The following is an 18,484-nucleotide window of genomic DNA, read 5'->3' as shown; positions in this document are numbered from 1 at the left end:
CCTTATCTTTCTACTAGGCCAAGCGTATGACGCAAAAGTGGACCTTTAAGTGGTGGAAGGTTATCTATTACGGCTAACCCAAGATTACGCCCAATGCGAGCGGTCATATAATCGTTTGAGAACAGGTGAACTAGGCTTGAAGTCAACGTGATCGTTGCGTCTCGGTCTTGTTCTCTACGCTTTCTAAAGTTAACAAGACCACGGTAACGACCTACATCATCTAACTGGGTACACAACTCTTCTGCCAAGGAAGCCACATCTCGGATGCCTAGGTTAAAGCCTTGCCCCGCAATTGGGTGAAGCGTTTGAGCAGCATTACCAACAATGGCAAATCGATGAGAGATATTTTGCTGTCGGTGACGAAGAATCAGAGGGTAACTCGCGCGCTTGCCGACCTTCTCTAATCGGCCAAGTCGCCAGCCAAAGTCATTCTGCAATTGCTCAAGAAATTCATTGTCGTTTAGCATCATCACTTTTTGTGCTTGCTCTGGTGTTAAACACCAAACCAGCGATAAACGGTTGTCACTCATCGGTAATAGAGCAACTGGCCCATGATGGGTAAAACGCTCAAATGCGCGACCTTGGTGAGGTTCACTCGCCACAATATTGGCAATCACAGCGACTTGCTCAAAGTCATGCTCACTCAATGAGATATTGAGCTGTTGGCAACAGGTTGAGATTGCACCGTCAGCAGCAACCAGTAACTTAGTGGTTACTGTTTGCCCACTTGTCAGTTCAATCGTCGTCAACGCTTCTTCACGTTCAACTTTACTAACAGACTCAGGACAAAGCATGGTAATTGCCGCTTCTGATTCAAGTTTCTGCTGATAGATTCGACCCACATCTGCTAACTCGACCACGTAGCCAAGCGCATCTACAGCAAGCTCTTCACTGTAGATGTCTGTCATTCCGGCATGCCCGCGATCCGAAACATGGATATCTTTAATCGGGGTCGCGACCGGAGCGATAGATTGCCATAAGCGCAAAGAATCCAGGATCTGCACCGTGCCATAGGACAAAGCAATCGAACGAGAATCAAACCCAGGGTGAGCTTGATGATCAACCTGATAAGGCTCCACTACCGCAATCGACAGTGAACCTTGGCTTAGGTGATTCAAAGCAAGGGCTAAGGTTGCCCCTGCCATTGCGCCACCAGCAATTACAACATCATACTGAGCCATCATAACCTCAAACCGGCCAACGAATTAATGAATGGTAGGCGCCGCATCTTCAGATGGGCGAGCACCAAATTCAGCATGAATCGTTAGTGCACACGCTTTTACGTGCTCAATAACGTGCTCTAGAAGCTGCGCTTGCTCTTCCAGATCATCTTCTTCGTCAATGCCTAGCTTAGCCATCTCTTCTAGATCAGCTAATGCTTCTTTTGTACTGTCAGACGCTTTGTTCAATTGAGCGCCAACCAAGCCTAGACCAGTAATGAAATGGTTAATCCAATCAGACACACCATCAGCCAAGTCAAATAGGCTTGCGCTTGCGTCTTCGTCAGGCAGCAACATAGACAATTCCATACCCGAACCTGTGATTTCACTGGTCGTTACTTTCAGTGTCGCTTCCGCTAGCGTTAATGCGCGATCTGGCCAACCCATGCCTTCATTGGTGTAATCGAAGATCAGTGGTTGCCAGCTTTTATCTGCAAGGCTTAAGCCTCCGCTTAACATACCCGTTAATAAACCGTGCATCTCAGCAGGGGTTACGGCTAGACTTGCCGATTGAAGTTCAGTCGCAACCGTTAGGTAGTCAGGTAAAGTAGTTTCGCTCATCAGATAGCTCGCTCAGTTATTCTTTATATCGATAGTATAATCGTACCACTTCACCCCAATTCTGATAAGCATCGATCCCCAGCAATTGAAGGATGACTGACTACCAATTGTTCAATTTGCTGAATTACTGTGTGCTCAAGCTCTCATTTACAAACAGTCACTCTGAAAAGCTTGAATCTTAATAGCGGTTTACCTATAGTTTCTTCCTCAGAGGAGATTGCTTCCTCATCGGTACTTGCACTTTTTCTTTCTCAAAAAATGGCGAAGGGCAACAGCCTTAAAATAGCGCGTTAAAGAGTTCATCCATCATGAGTAATCAAGCGGTAGACGTTGAAATATTAGGAAAACTGACTCGAGTGAATTGTCCACCAGGGCAAGAAGAGTCATTGATTGCAGCGGCGGCCGATCTTGATAATCGATTGAAAGAGATGGCTGAACGTACTAAGGTAACCAATGAAGTGAAGCTGCTGACTATCGCAGCTCTGAATATTTGCTACGAATTACAAACCAAGAAGTTTGAAGCAAATGATGAACAAAACGCACTGACCGAGCGAATGGAACAGCTCACGACATCACTTTCAGATGTCCTCAGTAAAGTTAAGCACGGACAGCAATAGCGTACACAAAATTTACCCTGGAGTGTTTGTCAGAGGATTCACGTCCCCGAGCCGATAAGCAATCCCTAAGGGTTAGTACTTGAGTGCTATTGAGCATGCTCGGCCCGACCGAGAAGCCTACGGTAATCATTGCTGATCCGCCTTGAACTCGCTGGTTCAAGGGCCATCTATTCTCAACGGCACTTTGGGGTATCCCTTCTTATGAAGACGCTCACACGCAGCGAATTTCGCAAACAGATCCGTATCAAACGCAATGCCTTATCTGGCGACCAACAAACTCAATCCGGTATCGACTTAGTTAAGCAGTGCATGCAGCTTGATGAAATTCAGTCTGCTCAGCATATTGCCCTCTATATCTCTATCGATGGCGAACTCGATACTCAGCCTTTAATCGAATGGTTATGGGCGCAAGGTAAGCAAATTTATTTACCAGTATTGCACCCCTTCTCTGCCGGGCACCTGCTGTTTTTACACTACTCGCCAACCACACCCACTGTTTTGAATAAGTACGGTATTGTCGAACCTCAGCTCAATCAAATGCTGGTTAAACCTTGTCAGCAACTCGACCTTATTCTTACGCCCCTTGTCGGCTTTGACTCCCATGGCCATCGTTTAGGTATGGGCGGCGGATATTACGATCGCACCTTGGCAAAGTGGTTCGAGACGGGCGAAGGTGCAGCTCCTATTGGTTTGGCTCATGATTGCCAACATGTTGATACGCTACCGATTGAAGAATGGGACATTCCGTTACCTAAAATCGTGACTCCGAGTAAAACTTGGCAATGGGAAAACAACCATGAAAGCGCTATAATCGCGCCGCAAACGTTAACCTCGATATAGAAGCGTTAACTCAATATCTAAACGTTAACTTCATCATTACGCAAACGATCAATTCAAAGCGCAAGACCTTATTCAGGAGAATGGCATGACTCAAGATGAAATGAAAAAAGCAGCTGGCTGGGCAGCACTTCAATATGTTGAAGAAGGCAGCATTGTAGGTGTAGGTACTGGCTCTACAGTAAATCACTTCATCGACGCACTAGGCACAATGAAAGACAAAATCAAAGGTGCGGTTTCAAGCTCTGTTGCTTCAACGCAGCGACTAGAAGAGCTAGAGATCAAAGTGTATGAGTGTAACGATGTCGCTAAGCTAGACATCTATGTTGATGGCGCAGATGAAATCAACCCAACTCGCGATATGATCAAAGGCGGCGGCGCTGCTTTGACTCGTGAAAAAATCGTAGCGGCTATCTCTGATAAGTTTGTGTGTATTGTTGACGGTACTAAAGCAGTTGATGTGTTGGGTAAATTCCCACTGCCTGTTGAAGTAATCCCAATGGCACGTTCATACGTGGCACGTGAGTTGGTTAAGCTTGGTGGTGACCCAGTTTACCGCGAAGGCTGCACAACCGATAACGGCAACGTGATCCTAGATGTGTACGGCATGGCGATCGAAAACCCGAAACAACTAGAAGATATCATCAATGGTATAGCTGGTGTGGTGACGGTTGGTCTGTTCGCTCACCGTGGTGCTGATGTGGTTATCACCGGCACGCCTGAAGGTGCAAAAATCGAAGAATAAATAATAGAAGATTGAGTTTTTCTGTTACTTCATTACATACGGCGCCCTAGGGCGCCGTTTTTTTTGCTTTATTGCTGTAAAATTATGTCTTATTCCGTAATTTTCTTACCCAAAACATTTTTTTTTTGTTACTTTATTGTTCAGAAGACGCACAGGGAAAACGTTTGTCTCCTAACAAAGTGGTGAATTTGTTCCCCTTTCAGCCATTTTGTAGCACGTGCGCCGCATTTGCCCAACCTTTCCATTTTAAGGACGAGAACAATGGCCAAAGTTTCACTGGAAAAAGAAAAAATAAAAATTCTACTTCTAGAAGGTCTTCACCCTTCTTCTGTAGAAGTACTGCAAGCCGCTGGTTACACAAACATTGAGTACCACAAAGGCTCGCTACCGGAAGATGAACTTCTTGAAGCAGTTAAAGATGCTCACTTCATTGGTATTCGTTCTCGCACTAACATCTCCCAAGAAGTTATTGATGCAGCTGAAAAACTGGTTGCTATTGGTTGTTTCTGTATTGGTACTAACCAAGTCAACCTTCAAGCAGCAGCAAAACGCGGTATCCCCGTGTTCAACGCACCGTTCTCAAACACTCGAAGCGTTGCTGAGCTCGTTCTTGGTCAGATTTTATTACTACTACGTGGCATTCCAGAAAAGAACGCCCTTGCTCACCGTGGTATCTGGAAAAAGAGTGCAGACAACTCTTACGAAGCCCGTGGTAAGCGTTTAGGTATTATTGGCTACGGTCACATCGGTACTCAACTGGGTATTATTGCTGAAAACCTTGGCATGCGTGTTTACTTCTACGACATTGAAAACAAACTGTCTCTGGGTAACGCAACGCAAGTTCATACCATGACGGAATTACTGAACAAGTGTGACGTAATCTCTTTGCATGTACCTGAAACCAACGAAACAAAAGACATGATGGGTAAAGAAGAGTTCGAGCGCATGAAGCCTGGTTCTATCTTTATCAACGCAGCTCGTGGCACGGTAGTCGATATTCCTGCTCTGTGTGGCGCTCTGGAGTCTGGACACCTTGCAGGTGCGGCTATTGATGTTTTCCCAACAGAACCAAAAACCAATGCAGACCCGTTTGAGTCTCCATTAATGCAGTTCGATAACGTGATCCTAACGCCTCACGTGGGTGGTTCAACTCAAGAAGCACAAGAGAACATTGGTGTTGAAGTTGCTGGTAAGCTAGCGAAATACTCTGATAACGGCTCTACGCTATCAAGTGTTAACTTCCCTGAGGTGTCACTACCACTGCATACTGGAACGTCTCGTTTATTACACATTCACGAAAACCGCCCAGGCATCCTAACTCAGATCAACACCATCTTCGCTGAGGAAGGGATCAACATCGCGGGTCAATACCTACAGACTGCGGCTGATATGGGTTATGTCGTTATCGATGTAGAAGCCGATCGCTCTGAAGAAGCACTGCTTAAACTGAAAGAGATCGAAGGCACAATCCGTGCTCGTCTTCTTCACTAATCATCGCACTCAAAATGCATAAAAAAGGCTCTCATCATGAGAGCCTTTTTAGCATTTGGCCTATCGTAGGTAATTAGGCCGTCATGATCCAAAACCTTCTATAGCACTGTCATTACTCTTCGATCTGGTAGATCACATTCACGCGATCACGAATGGTGATCGTTGAGTCTTCATAAGAGTTCGATTCTGTTCTTGCATCCATCGCCATTGAACGCATGAGTACTGGCTGAGAAGATTGGGCGTTGTAATCCACGCGCCATACATCACCTAACTCGCGCTCAAAACCACTCGCCAATGATTTAGCTTTTGATGTCGCATCTTTAATGGCTTCTAAGCGCGCTTGCTCTTGATACTTAGCTTGGTCGCGAACTTGCAGTTGGATGTTGTCGATCTGATTAATGCCTTCTCCAATCGCAATATCCATGTACTCATTAAGATTAGCTAGCTCAGTCACTTGAACGGTCACATTACGTGAGGCGCGGTAGCCAACCAGTTCCGGTTTGCCATCTTTCGGGTAATGATATTGAGGAGATAAATACAGGTTAGAGCTGTGTACACTCGCCTCATCAACACCAGCTTGATGTAGCTTGTTTAGAAAGCCTGTCACGACTTTATCAACGGTATTTTTAGCCTGTTCAGCAGTCATCGTCGATTCCACGACTCTCACAGAGAATGTCGCCATATCAGGTGTAGCGATCACTTCACCATAGCCTGTCGTTGAAATATGAGGAAAGGATGGAGAGTCAGCCAATGATGGAAAACTCACAGCACTCAACGCCGCAGTAAGAGTAAGAGACGTTGCTAACATCTTTGGTACAAGCTTCATTAGGTATGACCTATGCTAAACAAATGTCCTTTCATCATAGAGCAATTTATCGTTTAGCCAATCCAGAGCACACACTTCTAACAGAACTTTGACGCTGAAAAAACCAACAGTTTACTGAGGTAAGTGATTGTGAGCAAAACTCAATATTGCTTGGGATACCTCTTTTAATACTCCGCTCTCAAGCTGCCAATGGTGCCAATAGATGCGATAAGAGAGCAGAAAGCCAGGGGTAATATCAATCAGAGCACCAGACTCGAGCTCATCGATAATCTGTAATCGGGGGATCAAGCAATAGGCTACACCCGATAATGCCAAGCGCACAAATGCTTCTGAACTGCCGACTGTATGATTGATCACACTGTCTCTCGGGACGTTAAAATGATCATGCAGAAACTTCTTATGCAGATCATCGTATTGATCATAGGAAACCGCAGGCGCTTTGCTTAAAGTGGCGTAGTTTACGCCCTCTGCAAAGTAACGCTGATGAAAATCAGGGCTAGCCACACACACATAATCCATCCTACCAAGATAGTCGGCACTGCAGCCTGGAATCGCTTGAGACTCCAAACTGATTGCACCTGCCACCTCGCCACTTTTTATCTTTTCAATGGTTCTCGACTCACCATGAATCGCGAGGTTCAACTCGACTTGGCGAGATTTCATCACATCCGACAAAGCCGGTAGCAGCCATGTCGCCAAACTATCAGCGTTGGTGGCTATGGATATCGATAGTGGCTGAGTTCCCTCTTCATTCATCAACTCAGGCACAAGTTCGTGCTCTAACAACCGAACACGACGATATAAGCCCAGTAATTTTTTACCCGCAGGCGTTGGCCTAGGCGGGCTTTCTCTCACTAAGGCAGGCTGAGCCAACCACTTTTCCAGCTGTTTGATGCGCTGAGATATCGCCGACTGGGATATATATAACTGCTCAGCAGCCCTTTCGAAGCCACGTTGTTTTACTACGGCATCCAGTGCTTCTATCCATTTATAATCCAATCCGCGCATCAATTTGCTTCCTTTTTAAGCTATCTCACCACCACATTAGCAACTCTAATAATAGATTAAAATCATTAATTATACTTATTTAAAGGGGCGGAGTATCTTCGCCATATAGCACGTAAATATCGTTAAATAAGTGGAGGTTAAAATGAGTTTTTGGGTTTTATTACAAGGTTTTGGTCTAGGGGCAAGCATGATTATCCCTATTGGCGCTCAGAATGCGTACGTCCTAAATCAAGGGATAAAGCGCAACCACCATTTAACCACCGCGACAATCTGTAGCCTGCTCGATACTCTGTTTATCTCATTGGGTATCTTTGGTGGCGGTGCGATTCTGTCGCAAAATGAATTGCTACTCACCTCAGTGACGTTAGGCGGCATCGCTTTTCTAACCGTGTATGGTTTGTTATCACTGCGCAGTGCCTTTAAAGCACCCTCAAGCGAGGAGTCGAAAGGAGAGATACTGGCTCGCGGTAAGCGCACCGTTATTTTGGGTGCATTGGCGGTTACAGTATTAAACCCTCACCTCTATTTGGATACCGTGGTAATTCTTGGATCCATTGGTGGGCAATTTGAAGGCAACGACAGAATTGCATTTGCTATGGGGACTATATTGGCTTCGTTCGTCTGGTTCTATTCTTTGTCATTAGGCGCTGCAAAACTAGGCCCGACGCTATCTAAACCTAAGGTTAAGAAAGGCATTGATATCGCAGTCGCAACCATGATGTTCGCCATAGCAACGGTGCTTACCGATGGACTTATTGAGCAATACTGGTAAATCTATTTAGCTTCATGAAACCAACAAAAAAGGCGGATAACCTAAGTTATCCGCCTTTTTATTCAACTTGTCGAAGCTTTATTAGCCCTCAACTTTGTTCATGTGAACATCCATTTGTGGGAATGGAATTTCGATACCTTCTTTATCCAAGCCTTCTTTGATTGCTTGCATCAGGTCGAAGTAAACATTCCAGTACTCTGCAGTACTAACCCATGGGCGAACCACAAAGTTTACTGAAGAGTCCGCTAGTGTGTGAACACCAACTTGAACACCAGGCTCTTTCAATACACGCTCATCAGATTCACAAATCTTAGTCAGAAGTTCTTTGGTCTTTTGTAGATCAGCACCGTAAGAAACACCGATCATTAGGTCGATACGACGTGTGTCATGACGAGAGTAGTTAGTAATTGGGCTACCAATAACGCTACCGTTTGGTACCACTACCATTTTGTTATCTGGCGTTGTTAGAACAGTTTGGAAGATCTGAATTGAATCCACTGAACCCGCAACACCACCAATTTCCACGTAGTCACCAGACTTGAATGGACGGAATGCGACGATAAGTACACCAGCAGCAAAGTTAGATAGTGAGCCTTGTAGTGCAAGACCAACGGCTAAACCAGCCGCACCAATAACAGCAACTACGGATGCCGTTTGAACACCTAAACGACCAAGTGCAGCAATTAAAACAATAACAAACAATAAGTAACGGACTAAACCGTGAATAAACTCAATAACCGCTCGGTCCATTTTCTTCTTCTGAAGAACCTTAGACACGCTATTCGCTACGGCTTTAACAATAAGGTTACCAATAAATAGAATTATCAGTGCTGAAATGATATTTACGCCATATTGGATAAATAAATCTGAATTATTTGTTAACCACTGCTCTGCTTGAGACAAACCATCCACAAGTGGAGTCTCAATCGCTGTCGAACTATCAGCCATAATGTGCATCCTCTATATAATATGCTATGGGCTAAACTGCCTTAAGCCTAATTTACTCTGCAATATAATAAACAGGTTAATGACCGTTAAGTCATTGTGTTCAAAGTAAATTAAAGCCAAGTCCTTTTTATAAACTGAACCAAGTTCAGATTTTCTGGCACGATATCCTATCTTTGACAGATTGCAAAGTCATATTTATGTAAGCTTTTGAATTATTAAAACTTACCGATAAACACAAATACCGATAACTAAAAGACTACGAAATTTATTCACCGGAGGCTAGGTTTTTCACATATTTAATACAAGTTTTTATCAGATATAAAAAAACCCGCTCAATGAGCGGGTTTTTAAAATTTAAAGAGTACTTAATTCAAAGAATTATAGTACGTCGATAGCGTTAAGGTCAGCAAATGCTTTCTCAAGACGAGTAACCATTGAAGCTTGACCAGCACGTAGCCATACGCGTGGATCGTAGAACTTCTTGTTTGGTTGGTCTTCGCCTTTAGGGTTACCGATTTGACCTTGTAGGTAATCGAAGTTTTCAGCAGAGTAAGTACGGATACCATCCCAAGTTGCCCACTGTGTATCAGTATCGATGTTCATTTTGATAACACCGTAACCGATAGACTCTTGGATTTCTGCTTCAGAAGAACCAGAACCACCGTGGAATACGAAGTTTAGAGCGTTAGGTGCGATACCGAACTTCTCTGCACAGTATGCTTGAGAGTCACGTAGGATAGTTGGAGTTAGTACAACGTTACCTGCTTGGTAAACACCGTGTACGTTACCGAAAGAAGCCGCGATAGTGAAACGAGGGCTAACAGCCATTAGTTTCTCGTAAGCGTATGCTACGTCTTCTGGAGAAGTGTAAAGCTCAGATGCGTCCATATCAGAGTTATCAACGCCATCTTCTTCACCACCAGTACAACCTAGTTCGATTTCTAGAGTCATGTTCATTTTAGCCATGCGCTCTAGGTACTTAGCACATGTTTCGATGTTCTCTTCTAGAGACTCTTCAGAAAGATCGATCATGTGAGAAGAGAAAAGAGGCTTACCAGTTTGTGCGAAGAACTCTTCACCAGCGTCTAGTAGACCGTCGATCCATGGAAGAAGTTTCTTAGCAGCGTGGTCAGTGTGCAGGATAACTGGAACACCGTAAGACTCAGCAACAGCGTGTACGTATTTTGCACCAGCAACAGCGCCAAGGATTTGTGCGCCTTGACCTTCAAGTTTAACGCCTTTACCAGCGAAGAAACCAGCACCGCCGTTAGAGAACTGAACAACAACAGGAGCTTTAACTTTAGCTGCTGCTTCTAGAACACCGTTGATTGAATCAGTGTTAACAACGTTTACAGCAGGAAGTGCAAACTTGTTCTCTTTTGCGATTTCAAATACTTTCTGTACGTCATCGCCAGAAATTACACCAGGTTTTACAAAATCGAAGATCTTAGACATGGAAATAGTCCTATTTATTCTATCGTTTTAAGATTAAAAAACTTAAGTTCAAAAACTTGCAATCGTTTGCTCACAACTTGTGCCATTCTAGCAAAAAAGTGTGATATGCAGCAAACGTTAAAAGGCGAGATTCACATCTCGCCTTTCTAAATCAATTATGCTTTAGCACGCTCTTCAAGCATTGCTACTGCAGGAAGTACTTTACCTTCAACGAATTCAAGGAAAGCGCCACCGCCAGTAGAGATGTAAGAAACGTCAGCTTTGATACCGAACTTGTCGATAGCTGCTAGCGTGTCACCACCACCTGCTACAGAGAAACCTGCAGACTCAGCGATTGCTTTAGAGATACCAGCTGTACCCGCTTCGAAGTTCTTGAATTCGAATACGCCTACAGGGCCGTTCCAAAGGATAGTTTTCGCGTTGCCGATGATTTCAGCTAGTGCCGCAGTTGAATCTGGACCAAGGTCGAAGATCATGTCGTCGTCTTGAACTTCAGAAACGTGCTTGATTTCAGCTTCTGCGTTTTCGTCGAATGCTTTAGCACACGCAACGTCAGTCGCTACTGGGATAGCACACTCTTTCATTAGCTTCTGAGCAGTTTCAACTAGGTCAGCTTCGTATAGAGACTTACCTACGTTGTGGCCTTCAGCAGCGATGAATGTGTTCGCGATACCACCACCAACAACAAGCTGGTCAGCAATTTTAGAAAGAGATTCTAGAACGGTTAGTTTAGTAGAAACTTTAGAACCACCAACGATAGCCACTAGTGGGCGAGCTGGGTTGTCCATTGCTTTACCAAGCGCTTCAAGCTCAGCAGCTAGAAGAGGGCCAGCACATGCTACAGGAGCGTAAGTACCAACGCCGTGTGTAGAAGCTTGAGCACGGTGAGCTGTACCGAATGCATCCATTACGAAGATGTCGCATAGTGCAGCGTATTGCTTAGAAAGTGCTTCTTCGTTCTTCTTCTCGCCTTTGTTAAAGCGAACGTTTTCAAGAACAACAAGTTCACCAGCGTTTAGCTCAAGGCCGTTTACGTAATCTTTAGCTAGTTTAACTTCGCAGTCTAGTGCGTCGTTTAGGTAGTTAACTACAGGAGCTAGAGAGAACTCTTCGTTGTATTCGCCTTCAGTAGGACGACCAAGGTGAGAAGTAACCATTACCTTTGCGCCAGCTTCTAGGCAAAGTTTGATAGTTGGTAGAGATGCAAGGATACGTGCATCTGAAGTTACTTTACCGTCTTTTACTGGTACGTTTAGGTCAGCACGGATAAATACGCGTTTACCTGCAAGTTCCAGGTCAGTCATCTTGATCACAGACATGATTTGTCCTCTCAAATTTAAATAAATATAAAGTTTTGGAAACTCAGCAACCCTGCTAAGCCTATAAATTATTCAACTGGTAATTCTTTCACTACTAATAATATGTGGACTCTTAGTATTTATTTCAAGCTAAAAAATAAATAATCCGCACATTTGCTTCTAGGTCTTACTTCTTGCCTTCAGAAGCTTGCATTGCAAGAACCGTATCCAGCATTCGGTTCGCAAAGCCCCATTCATTATCACACCACACTAGCATTTTAACTAAGTGGCCGTTGCTCACTCGCGTTTGTGAACCATCAACGATTGCGCTATGGGGATCGTGATTAAAGTCGATGGAAACGAGCGGCGCTTCAGTATAGTCAACTATATTGTGTAATGTACACTGGGATGCATTAACAATGGTTTGATTTACGTCATTAACTTTCACATTTGCATTAATTGTGACACTTAAATCCATCGCTGTTACGTTTACCGTCGGAACACGCACAGATATAGCTTCAAATTTGTTGGAAAATTTCGGGAAGATTCTTTCAATACCTTTATGCAACTTGGTATCGACAGGAATGATCGATTGGCTTGCCGCTCGAGTACGACGTAAATCGCTGTGGTACGCATCGATAACTTGTTGATCATTCATTGAAGAGTGAATAGTCGTAATAGTACCGGACTCAATGCCAAAGGCGTCATCAAGAACCTTAATGATAGGGACAATACAGTTGGTGGTGCATGAGCCATTGGAAACGATTCGGTGGTCCGCTTCAATGGTATCGTGATTCACACCATAGATAATGGTGTTATCGAGGTCATTGGCACCAGGGTGAGAAAACAGTACCTTTTTTGCCCCAGCAGCAATGTGCGCTAGGCCGTCATCTCGGCAACCATAAATTCCGGTACAGTCGAGAACAATATCCACTTCTAGGTCACGCCAAGGCAACAGCTCAATATCAGCAAGATGTAAGATACGAATGGTATCGAACTCACCTTTATCTTCCGCACCAATGCCGTGATGGACATAGATGTGCTCTTGATCGTTGGAGATTTTCTTGCCGAAGCGGCCGTGACTGGTGTCGTATTGCAATAGATGAGCCATAGCGTCAGGCTGAGCAAGCTCATTAACAGCTACTACTTTGATTTGTTGGCTTTTGCCACTTTCATAGACAGCGCGTAATACATTACGCCCTATTCTTCCAAATCCGTTTATCGCGACTTTTAGCATAGTTCCGTACATCTAACCAAAATTTCGTGCAACAGATGATAACTGAATCCTACCCAAAAGGCATTACTTGAATAACGCCGTTTAGTTAAGACAGGTTAATCTGTTGCTTGTAGAGATAAGCCTAGAAGAAACAAATCCCAGAAACAAAAAACCGAGCTCAGTGCTCGGTTTTTTCCTTCATTTAACTGTTAGCACAAGGCCATCAGTCAATGATTAAGCAAGAAGCTCTTTCGCTGTGCTTACTACGTTTTCAGTAGTGAAACCGAACATCTTGAATAGCTCACCTGCTGGTGCAGATTCGCCGAACGTTGTCATACCGATGATCTTGCCACCGAAGCCAACGTATTTGTACCAGAAGTCAGCGATGCCAGCTTCTACTGCGATACGCGCTGTAACATCAGAAGGAAGTACAGACTCACGGTATTCAGCGTCTTGCTTGTCGAACGCGTCAGTTGCAGGCATAGATACTACGCGTACTGCTTTACCTTCAGCGGTTAGTTGTGCAGCAGCTTCAACTGCAAGCTCAACTTCAGAACCAGTTGCAATGATGATTAGCTCTGGCTTGCCTTCACAATCTTTCAGGATGTAACCACCCTTAGCGATGTTAGCAACTTGCTCAGCATTACGATCTTGTTGTGCAAGGTTTTGACGAGAGAAGATTAGAGATGAAGGACCATCTTTACGCTCAATAGCCAGTTTCCAAGCCACTGCAGATTCAACTTGGTCACATGGACGCCATGTGCTCATGTTTGGAGTCAGACGTAGAGAAGCGATCTGCTCAACCGGTTGGTGAGTAGGGCCATCTTCGCCTAAGCCGATAGAATCGTGCGTGTAAACTTGGATGTTCTGAACTTTCATCAGAGCAGCCATACGCATTGCGTTACGCGCGTATTCCATGAACATTAGGAACGTTGCGCCGTATGGCACGAAACCACCGTGCAGAGCGATACCGTTCATGATAGCCGTCATACCGAATTCACGTACACCGTAATGGATGTAGTTACCAGAGAAGTCAGTTGCTTCAAGAGACTTAGAACCAGACCACATAGTCAGGTTAGAAGGCGCAAGGTCAGCAGAGCCGCCCATGAATTCTGGAAGCATTTGACCAAACGCTTCTAGTGCGTTTTGAGATGCTTTACGTGAAGCGATGTTTGCTGGGTTAGCTTGAAGATCAGCAATGATTGCGTTTGCTTTCTCTTCCCACTCAGCGGGTAGCTCGCCGTTAGTACGACGTTTGAATTCAGCTGCTAGCTCTGGGTAAGCCGCTGCGTATGCGTCAAACTTCGCGTTCCACGCTGCTTCTTTCGCTGCGCCTGCTTCTTTCGCATTCCACTCAGCTGCGATATCTGCTGGGATTTCGAAAGGACCGTGTTCCCAACCCAATGCTGCTTTAGTTGCTGTGATTTCATCAGCACCTAGTGGAGCACCGTGACAGTCATGCGTACCCGCTTTGTTTGGAGAACCAAAACCGATGATAGTTTTAGTACAGATAAGCGTAGGACGAGGATCCGCTTTAGCCGCTTCAATCGCTGCGTTGATAGCGTCAGAGTCGTGACCATCTACTGCTGGGATTACGTGCCAGCCGTATGCTTCAAAACGCTTAGGTGTATCGTCAGAGAACCAACCTTCAACTTCACCATCGATAGAGATGCCGTTGTCATCCCAGAAAGCAACCAGCTTACCAAGACCTAGCGTACCTGCTAGAGAACATGCTTCGTGAGAGATACCTTCCATCAGACAGCCATCACCCATGAATGCATAAGTGTAGTGGTCTACGATGTCGTGGCCTTCTTTGTTGAACTGTGCCGCCAGTGCTTTCTCAGCCATTGCCATACCAACAGCGTTAGTGATGCCTTGACCTAGAGGACCCGTCGTTGTCTCGATACCAGGAGCGTAACCGTACTCTGGGTGACCAGGAGTCTTAGAGTGCAGTTGACGGAAGTTTTTCAGATCTTCAATTGAAAGCTCGTAGCCTGCAAGGTGAAGCAGAGAGTAAATCAACATTGAACCATGGCCGTTAGACAGGATAAAACGGTCGCGGTCAGCCCACTCTGGGTTTGCTGGGTTGTGGTTCAAGTGGCCACGCCAAAGAACTTCAGCGATGTCAGCCATACCCATAGGTGCGCCTGGGTGGCCTGAATTTGCTTGTTGAACACCGTCCATGCTAAGTGCGCGGATTGCATTGGCTAGATCTTTACGAGAAGGCATGTCTGCTCCTGGATACATAAGCGATTTAAAAAAGAGATAATTGCTAAAGTTTTCATTTTTATTAGCGCGGGTATTCTCTCAAACGACTATTGCGACTGCAAACGTTTTACTGGCATTTTAACGGTCATTTTTCGCAATTTTCGAACATTTACATCACTTAGCAGTGGCTTATCTCGATCGATACGCAAACGATTAGTTATGACATATCATAAAAAAGAGCTTGTAATTCGACCGCTGGAATTTAGAATAGCCGTCTAGATGTAGAAACACCTACAAAATATACTGTATTTAATGGCGGCGCTTCCTAGCTTGCGACGCCATAAACTATTTACACCAAAAACTTAAAAGTGGAGCTCTCATGGCTAAGCACCTATTCACTTCTGAATCTGTTTCAGAAGGTCATCCAGATAAAATTGCAGACCAAATCTCTGATGCTGTTCTTGATGCCATCTTGGAACAAGATCCAAAAGCACGTGTTGCTTGTGAGACTTACGTTAAAACCGGCATGGTTATGGTTGGCGGTGAAGTGACAACGTCTGCATGGGTTGATATCGAAGAAATCACTCGTGAAACAGTACGTGAAATTGGTTACGTTCATTCTGATATGGGCTTTGACGCTGACTCTTGTGCTGTTCTAAACACAATTGGTAAGCAGTCTCCAGACATCAACCAAGGTGTTGATAAAGAAGACCCTAAAGAGCAAGGCGCAGGCGACCAAGGTATCATGTTTGGTTACGCGACTAACGAAACTCCTATCCTAATGCCAGCTCCAATTACTTACTCTCACCTTCTTGTTAAGAAGCAAGCTGAAGTACGTAAGAGCGGCAAACTTGACTTCCTTCGCCCAGATGCGAAATCTCAAGTTACGTTCCAATACGACCAAGGTAAGATCGTTGGTATCGATGCTGTTGTTCTTTCTACTCAACACTGTGATTCAGTAACAACGCCTGACCTACGCGAAGCAGTAATGGAAGAAATCATCAAGCCAGTACTTCCTGCTGAGTGGATCAACAAAGATACTAACTTCTTCATCAACCCAACAGGCCGTTTCGTAATCGGTGGCCCAATGGGTGACTGTGGTTTAACTGGTCGTAAGATCATCGTTGATACCTACGGCGGCGCAGCTCGTCACGGTGGCGGTGCATTCTCTGGTAAAGATCCATCAAAAGTTGACCGTTCTGCAGCTTACGCGGCTCGTTACGTTGCGAAAAACATCGTTGCTGCTGGCATGGCTGACCGTTGTGAGATTCAACTGTCTTACGCTATCGGTGTTGCTGATCCAACATCTATCATGGTTGAAACGTTTGGTACTGAAAAAGTAGCTCACGAAATTATCATTGAAGCAGTTCGTCAAAACTTCGACCTACGTCCATACGGTCTTCAAGAGATGTTGAACCTTCTTCAGCCTATCTACAAGCAGACTGCTGCATACGGCCACTTCGGTCGTGAAGAGTTCCCTTGGGAAGCGACTGACAAAGCAGCAATCCTTGCGGACTTCGCTGGCCTAAAATAATTTAGCCACTGCGATTTGTTTCTTTAAAGCCCTTACTTCTTAGTAAGGGCTTTATTTTTATGTACTTACCTTACTTTCACTCGCCATTCTCTTCTCTAATGCCCTTCTTTACCGTTAACCACTTAGTATAAAAAACCGCTGATAATTTGTGTTTTCTAACACTACTGACAATAGTTAAGGTAACTCCTAAGAGATCAAGCTCACATTTAACTTAAATTAATTCAGCCTGATAACGCTCGTTAAATGCACGCTAGAACAAAAACTGGGATGACAAAGAGCAATTTAGCTCAACACCATAACTCTCACACAAGCCACATCGATGAGCCTTATGGAATTATAACTAGGACGTTATTTAACTAGGGGGATCTATGCCTCGTACCGCGCACCCATCCGAACTGAACGATAAAAAACACAAGGTCAGCGATAAGGATTACGCTCGCACCATTCCTTGTAACCAAATCAGTATTTCCGCACCCTTTCATTGGTTGTCGCTTGCTCTGCATGACTTAGTAAGAATGCCATTAATCAGCGCATTCTACGGTTTGTGCTTTATGGGAGCGGCAATCGCCATTGTTCAGCTTGTCCAATGGCAAGGAACACACTTGGTCGTAATGCCAAGCCTGATCGTGTACATGCTAATAGGGCCGTTTCTTGCTCTGGGCTTGTATGACGCAGCTTGGGAAAGAGAAAAAGGCCACAACGCAAGCCTACTGCACTCGATGAAAGCCATCACTCGCAACTCCACCCACCAATGGGCCTTTGCGATCGTATTGATGGTTGCGATGATATTCTGGATGCGTATCGCTGCATTATTGCACGCGCTCTACCCTTCAGTGCAAGGCGCACCACTGGCTGAGTTCGCTCCCTTCTTAATTACGGGTTCTGTGATTGGTTTTGTTATCGCAAGCCTCATATTTAGCATCTCAGCATTTTCAATTCCGTTAATGATGGAGAGACGCGTTGATGTGATGAGTGCGATTTTCACTAGCTTTAATGCCGTGAAATCGAACATCCCTGCAATGGTGGTTTGGGCGAGTATTATTTGTGCCGGTATTTTGGTGGGTTTTGCCACCTACGGCATCGGAATGATCGTCACCATGCCGCTACTTGGCTATGCTACATGGCACGCTTATCACGAGATCATTAAGAAAAAACATCACGTGTAAAGCATCGCTAGATCAACAAGCAATGTTATGATTAGGCCTTGGTTTAAACGCTGAGGCCTTTTATTTGGAGTTAACAACGTTTGTCTTACACCCTGCAACAACACCGAGCAAATAAGAAATTGGCCGAATGCCTAGCTATCGCAAATCAACATTTCTCTCGTGAATTTCCACACCCAACTATCACCTTCAAGTTAAGAGGCAAAGCGGCGGGAAAGGCCTACCTTCAGCTCAACGAAATTAAGCTCAACCACGTACTATTTTCTGAAAATGAAGATGCCTTCATCAACGAGGTTGTGCCACATGAACTCGCACACCTGATCACGCATCAGGTTTTCGGACGTGTTAGGCCTCACGGAAACGAGTGGAAATACGTGATGGAAAAAGTATTCAACGTGCCAGCCAGAACAACTCACAGCTTTGAAATCGCGTCAGTTCAAGGGAAAACCTTTGAATATCGATGTGAGTGCACCACTTACCCATTATCAATCAGACGACACAACAAAGTACTTCGGAATCAATCGACCTACCGCTGCCAATTGTGCCAGCAAACCTTAGCTTTCACGGGAACTCAACTAAGCTAGT

Annotated in this window: 17 protein-coding genes and 1 other RNA gene; 9 read left to right on the top strand and 9 right to left on the bottom strand. The window is 44.8% G+C overall.

Translation table 11 applies throughout. The features are described 5' to 3' along the window. Positions 1–2: 2 nt before the first annotated feature. Complete coding sequence (gene ubiH, locus F0229_RS05405) at positions 3–1,181, bottom strand: 2-octaprenyl-6-methoxyphenyl hydroxylase (RefSeq protein ID WP_171732418.1); 1,179 nt, start codon at positions 1,179–1,181, stop codon at positions 3–5. Between the two features lie 24 nt (positions 1,182–1,205). Beyond that, the gene (locus F0229_RS05400; protein WP_017059055.1) at positions 1,206–1,781 is read right to left on the bottom strand and encodes a YecA family protein; all 576 of its coding nucleotides are present in this window, start codon (positions 1,779–1,781) and stop codon (positions 1,206–1,208) included. Positions 1,782–2,089: 308 nt separating this feature from the next. On the opposite strand from F0229_RS05400, the gene zapA reads away from it, so the two are divergent. From zapA to serA, 5 genes are all read left to right on the top strand, one after another. Further along, positions 2,090–2,398, top strand: coding sequence for a cell division protein ZapA (gene zapA / locus F0229_RS05395; protein ID WP_004735366.1), 309 nt, complete (start codon positions 2,090–2,092; stop codon positions 2,396–2,398). 11 nt (positions 2,399–2,409) lie between these two features. Next, a non-coding RNA gene (gene ssrS / locus F0229_RS05390) (6S RNA) lies at positions 2,410–2,593 on the top strand. A gap of 6 nt (positions 2,594–2,599) precedes the next feature. Continuing rightward, positions 2,600–3,238 (top strand): 5-formyltetrahydrofolate cyclo-ligase, encoded by a 639-nt coding sequence (locus F0229_RS05385; RefSeq protein WP_171732417.1) that lies wholly within the window; start codon positions 2,600–2,602, stop codon positions 3,236–3,238. A gap of 85 nt (positions 3,239–3,323) precedes the next feature. After that, positions 3,324–3,980 (top strand): ribose-5-phosphate isomerase RpiA, encoded by a 657-nt coding sequence (gene rpiA / locus F0229_RS05380; RefSeq protein WP_017059057.1) that lies wholly within the window; start codon positions 3,324–3,326, stop codon positions 3,978–3,980. 261 nt (positions 3,981–4,241) lie between these two features. Then, positions 4,242–5,471, top strand: coding sequence for a phosphoglycerate dehydrogenase (gene serA / locus F0229_RS05375; protein ID WP_171732416.1), 1,230 nt, complete (start codon positions 4,242–4,244; stop codon positions 5,469–5,471). 112 nt (positions 5,472–5,583) lie between these two features. On the opposite strand, the gene F0229_RS05370 is transcribed toward serA, so the two are convergent. Both F0229_RS05370 and F0229_RS05365 read right to left on the bottom strand, forming a co-directional pair. Beyond that, positions 5,584–6,297: an oxidative stress defense protein gene (locus tag F0229_RS05370; protein ID WP_017059059.1), complete on the bottom strand. Its 714-nt coding sequence runs from the start codon at positions 6,295–6,297 to the stop codon at positions 5,584–5,586. Between the two features lie 111 nt (positions 6,298–6,408). Next, entirely contained in the window at positions 6,409–7,305 is an 897-nt protein-coding gene (locus tag F0229_RS05365; RefSeq protein ID WP_171732415.1) for a LysR family transcriptional regulator ArgP, read from the bottom strand. A 142-nt stretch (positions 7,306–7,447) separates the two neighbouring features. On the opposite strand from F0229_RS05365, the gene F0229_RS05360 reads away from it, so the two are divergent. After that, positions 7,448–8,077 carry a LysE/ArgO family amino acid transporter gene (locus F0229_RS05360; protein ID WP_171732414.1) on the top strand — a complete coding sequence of 210 codons (630 nt, stop codon included), beginning with the start codon at positions 7,448–7,450 and terminating at the stop codon, positions 8,075–8,077. Positions 8,078–8,158: 81 nt separating this feature from the next. Here F0229_RS05360 and mscS read toward each other — a convergent pair whose 3' ends face one another. From mscS to tkt, 5 genes are all read right to left on the bottom strand, one after another. Then, complete coding sequence (gene mscS / locus F0229_RS05355) at positions 8,159–9,025, bottom strand: small-conductance mechanosensitive channel MscS (protein WP_171732413.1); 867 nt, start codon at positions 9,023–9,025, stop codon at positions 8,159–8,161. Between the two features lie 378 nt (positions 9,026–9,403). Then, complete coding sequence (fbaA, locus tag F0229_RS05350; RefSeq protein ID WP_171732412.1) at positions 9,404–10,480, bottom strand: class II fructose-bisphosphate aldolase; 1,077 nt, start codon at positions 10,478–10,480, stop codon at positions 9,404–9,406. A 155-nt stretch (positions 10,481–10,635) separates the two neighbouring features. Then, positions 10,636–11,799 (bottom strand): phosphoglycerate kinase, encoded by a 1,164-nt coding sequence (locus F0229_RS05345; RefSeq protein WP_017059064.1) that lies wholly within the window; start codon positions 11,797–11,799, stop codon positions 10,636–10,638. 166 nt (positions 11,800–11,965) lie between these two features. Beyond that, positions 11,966–13,015 (bottom strand): erythrose-4-phosphate dehydrogenase, encoded by a 1,050-nt coding sequence (gene epd, locus F0229_RS05340; RefSeq protein WP_171732458.1) that lies wholly within the window; start codon positions 13,013–13,015, stop codon positions 11,966–11,968. Between the two features lie 213 nt (positions 13,016–13,228). Further along, a complete protein-coding gene (gene tkt / locus F0229_RS05335) occupies positions 13,229–15,223 on the bottom strand; it encodes a transketolase (RefSeq protein ID WP_171732411.1) in 1,995 nt (664 codons plus the stop codon). A gap of 358 nt (positions 15,224–15,581) precedes the next feature. Between tkt and metK the strand changes: the two genes are divergently transcribed. The 3 genes from metK (at position 15,582) to F0229_RS05320 (ending at position 18,483) form a co-directional block, all read left to right on the top strand. Beyond that, positions 15,582–16,736 carry a methionine adenosyltransferase gene (gene metK, locus F0229_RS05330; RefSeq protein WP_017062234.1) on the top strand — a complete coding sequence of 385 codons (1,155 nt, stop codon included), beginning with the start codon at positions 15,582–15,584 and terminating at the stop codon, positions 16,734–16,736. Positions 16,737–17,104: 368 nt separating this feature from the next. Continuing rightward, positions 17,105–17,902 carry a DUF2189 domain-containing protein gene (locus F0229_RS05325; protein ID WP_017062235.1) on the top strand — a complete coding sequence of 266 codons (798 nt, stop codon included), beginning with the start codon at positions 17,105–17,107 and terminating at the stop codon, positions 17,900–17,902. A gap of 80 nt (positions 17,903–17,982) precedes the next feature. Continuing rightward, positions 17,983–18,483 (top strand): SprT family zinc-dependent metalloprotease, encoded by a 501-nt coding sequence (locus tag F0229_RS05320; RefSeq protein WP_171732410.1) that lies wholly within the window; start codon positions 17,983–17,985, stop codon positions 18,481–18,483. The last annotated feature ends 1 nt before the right edge of the window (position 18,484 follow it).

It is taken from the genome of Vibrio sp. AIC-3 (assembly GCF_013114515.1).
Taxonomy (GTDB): Bacteria; Pseudomonadota; Gammaproteobacteria; order Enterobacterales; family Vibrionaceae; genus Vibrio; species Vibrio crassostreae_C.
The sequence above is the reverse complement of the archived record's forward strand: the minus strand, read 5'-3'. Positions and strand labels throughout refer to the sequence as shown.

Coding starts and splice junctions, on each gene's coding strand:
- F0229_RS05345 (WP_017059064.1), bottom strand. CDS start 11,799: ATGTCTGTGATCAAGATGACTGACCTGGAACTTGCAGGTAAACGCGTA.
- F0229_RS05370 (WP_017059059.1), bottom strand. CDS start 6,297: ATGAAGCTTGTACCAAAGATGTTAGCAACGTCTCTTACTCTTACTGCG.
- F0229_RS05325 (WP_017062235.1), top strand. CDS start 17,105: ATGCCTCGTACCGCGCACCCATCCGAACTGAACGATAAAAAACACAAG.
- tkt (WP_171732411.1), bottom strand. CDS start 15,223: ATGCCTTCTCGTAAAGATCTAGCCAATGCAATCCGCGCACTTAGCATG.
- zapA (WP_004735366.1), top strand. CDS start 2,090: ATGAGTAATCAAGCGGTAGACGTTGAAATATTAGGAAAACTGACTCGA.
- epd (WP_171732458.1), bottom strand. CDS start 13,015: ATGCTAAAAGTCGCGATAAACGGATTTGGAAGAATAGGGCGTAATGTA.
- ubiH (WP_171732418.1), bottom strand. CDS start 1,181: ATGGCTCAGTATGATGTTGTAATTGCTGGTGGCGCAATGGCAGGGGCA.
- F0229_RS05365 (WP_171732415.1), bottom strand. CDS start 7,305: ATGCGCGGATTGGATTATAAATGGATAGAAGCACTGGATGCCGTAGTA.
- serA (WP_171732416.1), top strand. CDS start 4,242: ATGGCCAAAGTTTCACTGGAAAAAGAAAAAATAAAAATTCTACTTCTA.
- metK (WP_017062234.1), top strand. CDS start 15,582: ATGGCTAAGCACCTATTCACTTCTGAATCTGTTTCAGAAGGTCATCCA.
- fbaA (WP_171732412.1), bottom strand. CDS start 10,480: ATGTCTAAGATCTTCGATTTTGTAAAACCTGGTGTAATTTCTGGCGAT.
- mscS (WP_171732413.1), bottom strand. CDS start 9,025: ATGGCTGATAGTTCGACAGCGATTGAGACTCCACTTGTGGATGGTTTG.
- F0229_RS05400 (WP_017059055.1), bottom strand. CDS start 1,781: ATGAGCGAAACTACTTTACCTGACTACCTAACGGTTGCGACTGAACTT.
- F0229_RS05360 (WP_171732414.1), top strand. CDS start 7,448: ATGAGTTTTTGGGTTTTATTACAAGGTTTTGGTCTAGGGGCAAGCATG.
- F0229_RS05385 (WP_171732417.1), top strand. CDS start 2,600: ATGAAGACGCTCACACGCAGCGAATTTCGCAAACAGATCCGTATCAAA.
- rpiA (WP_017059057.1), top strand. CDS start 3,324: ATGACTCAAGATGAAATGAAAAAAGCAGCTGGCTGGGCAGCACTTCAA.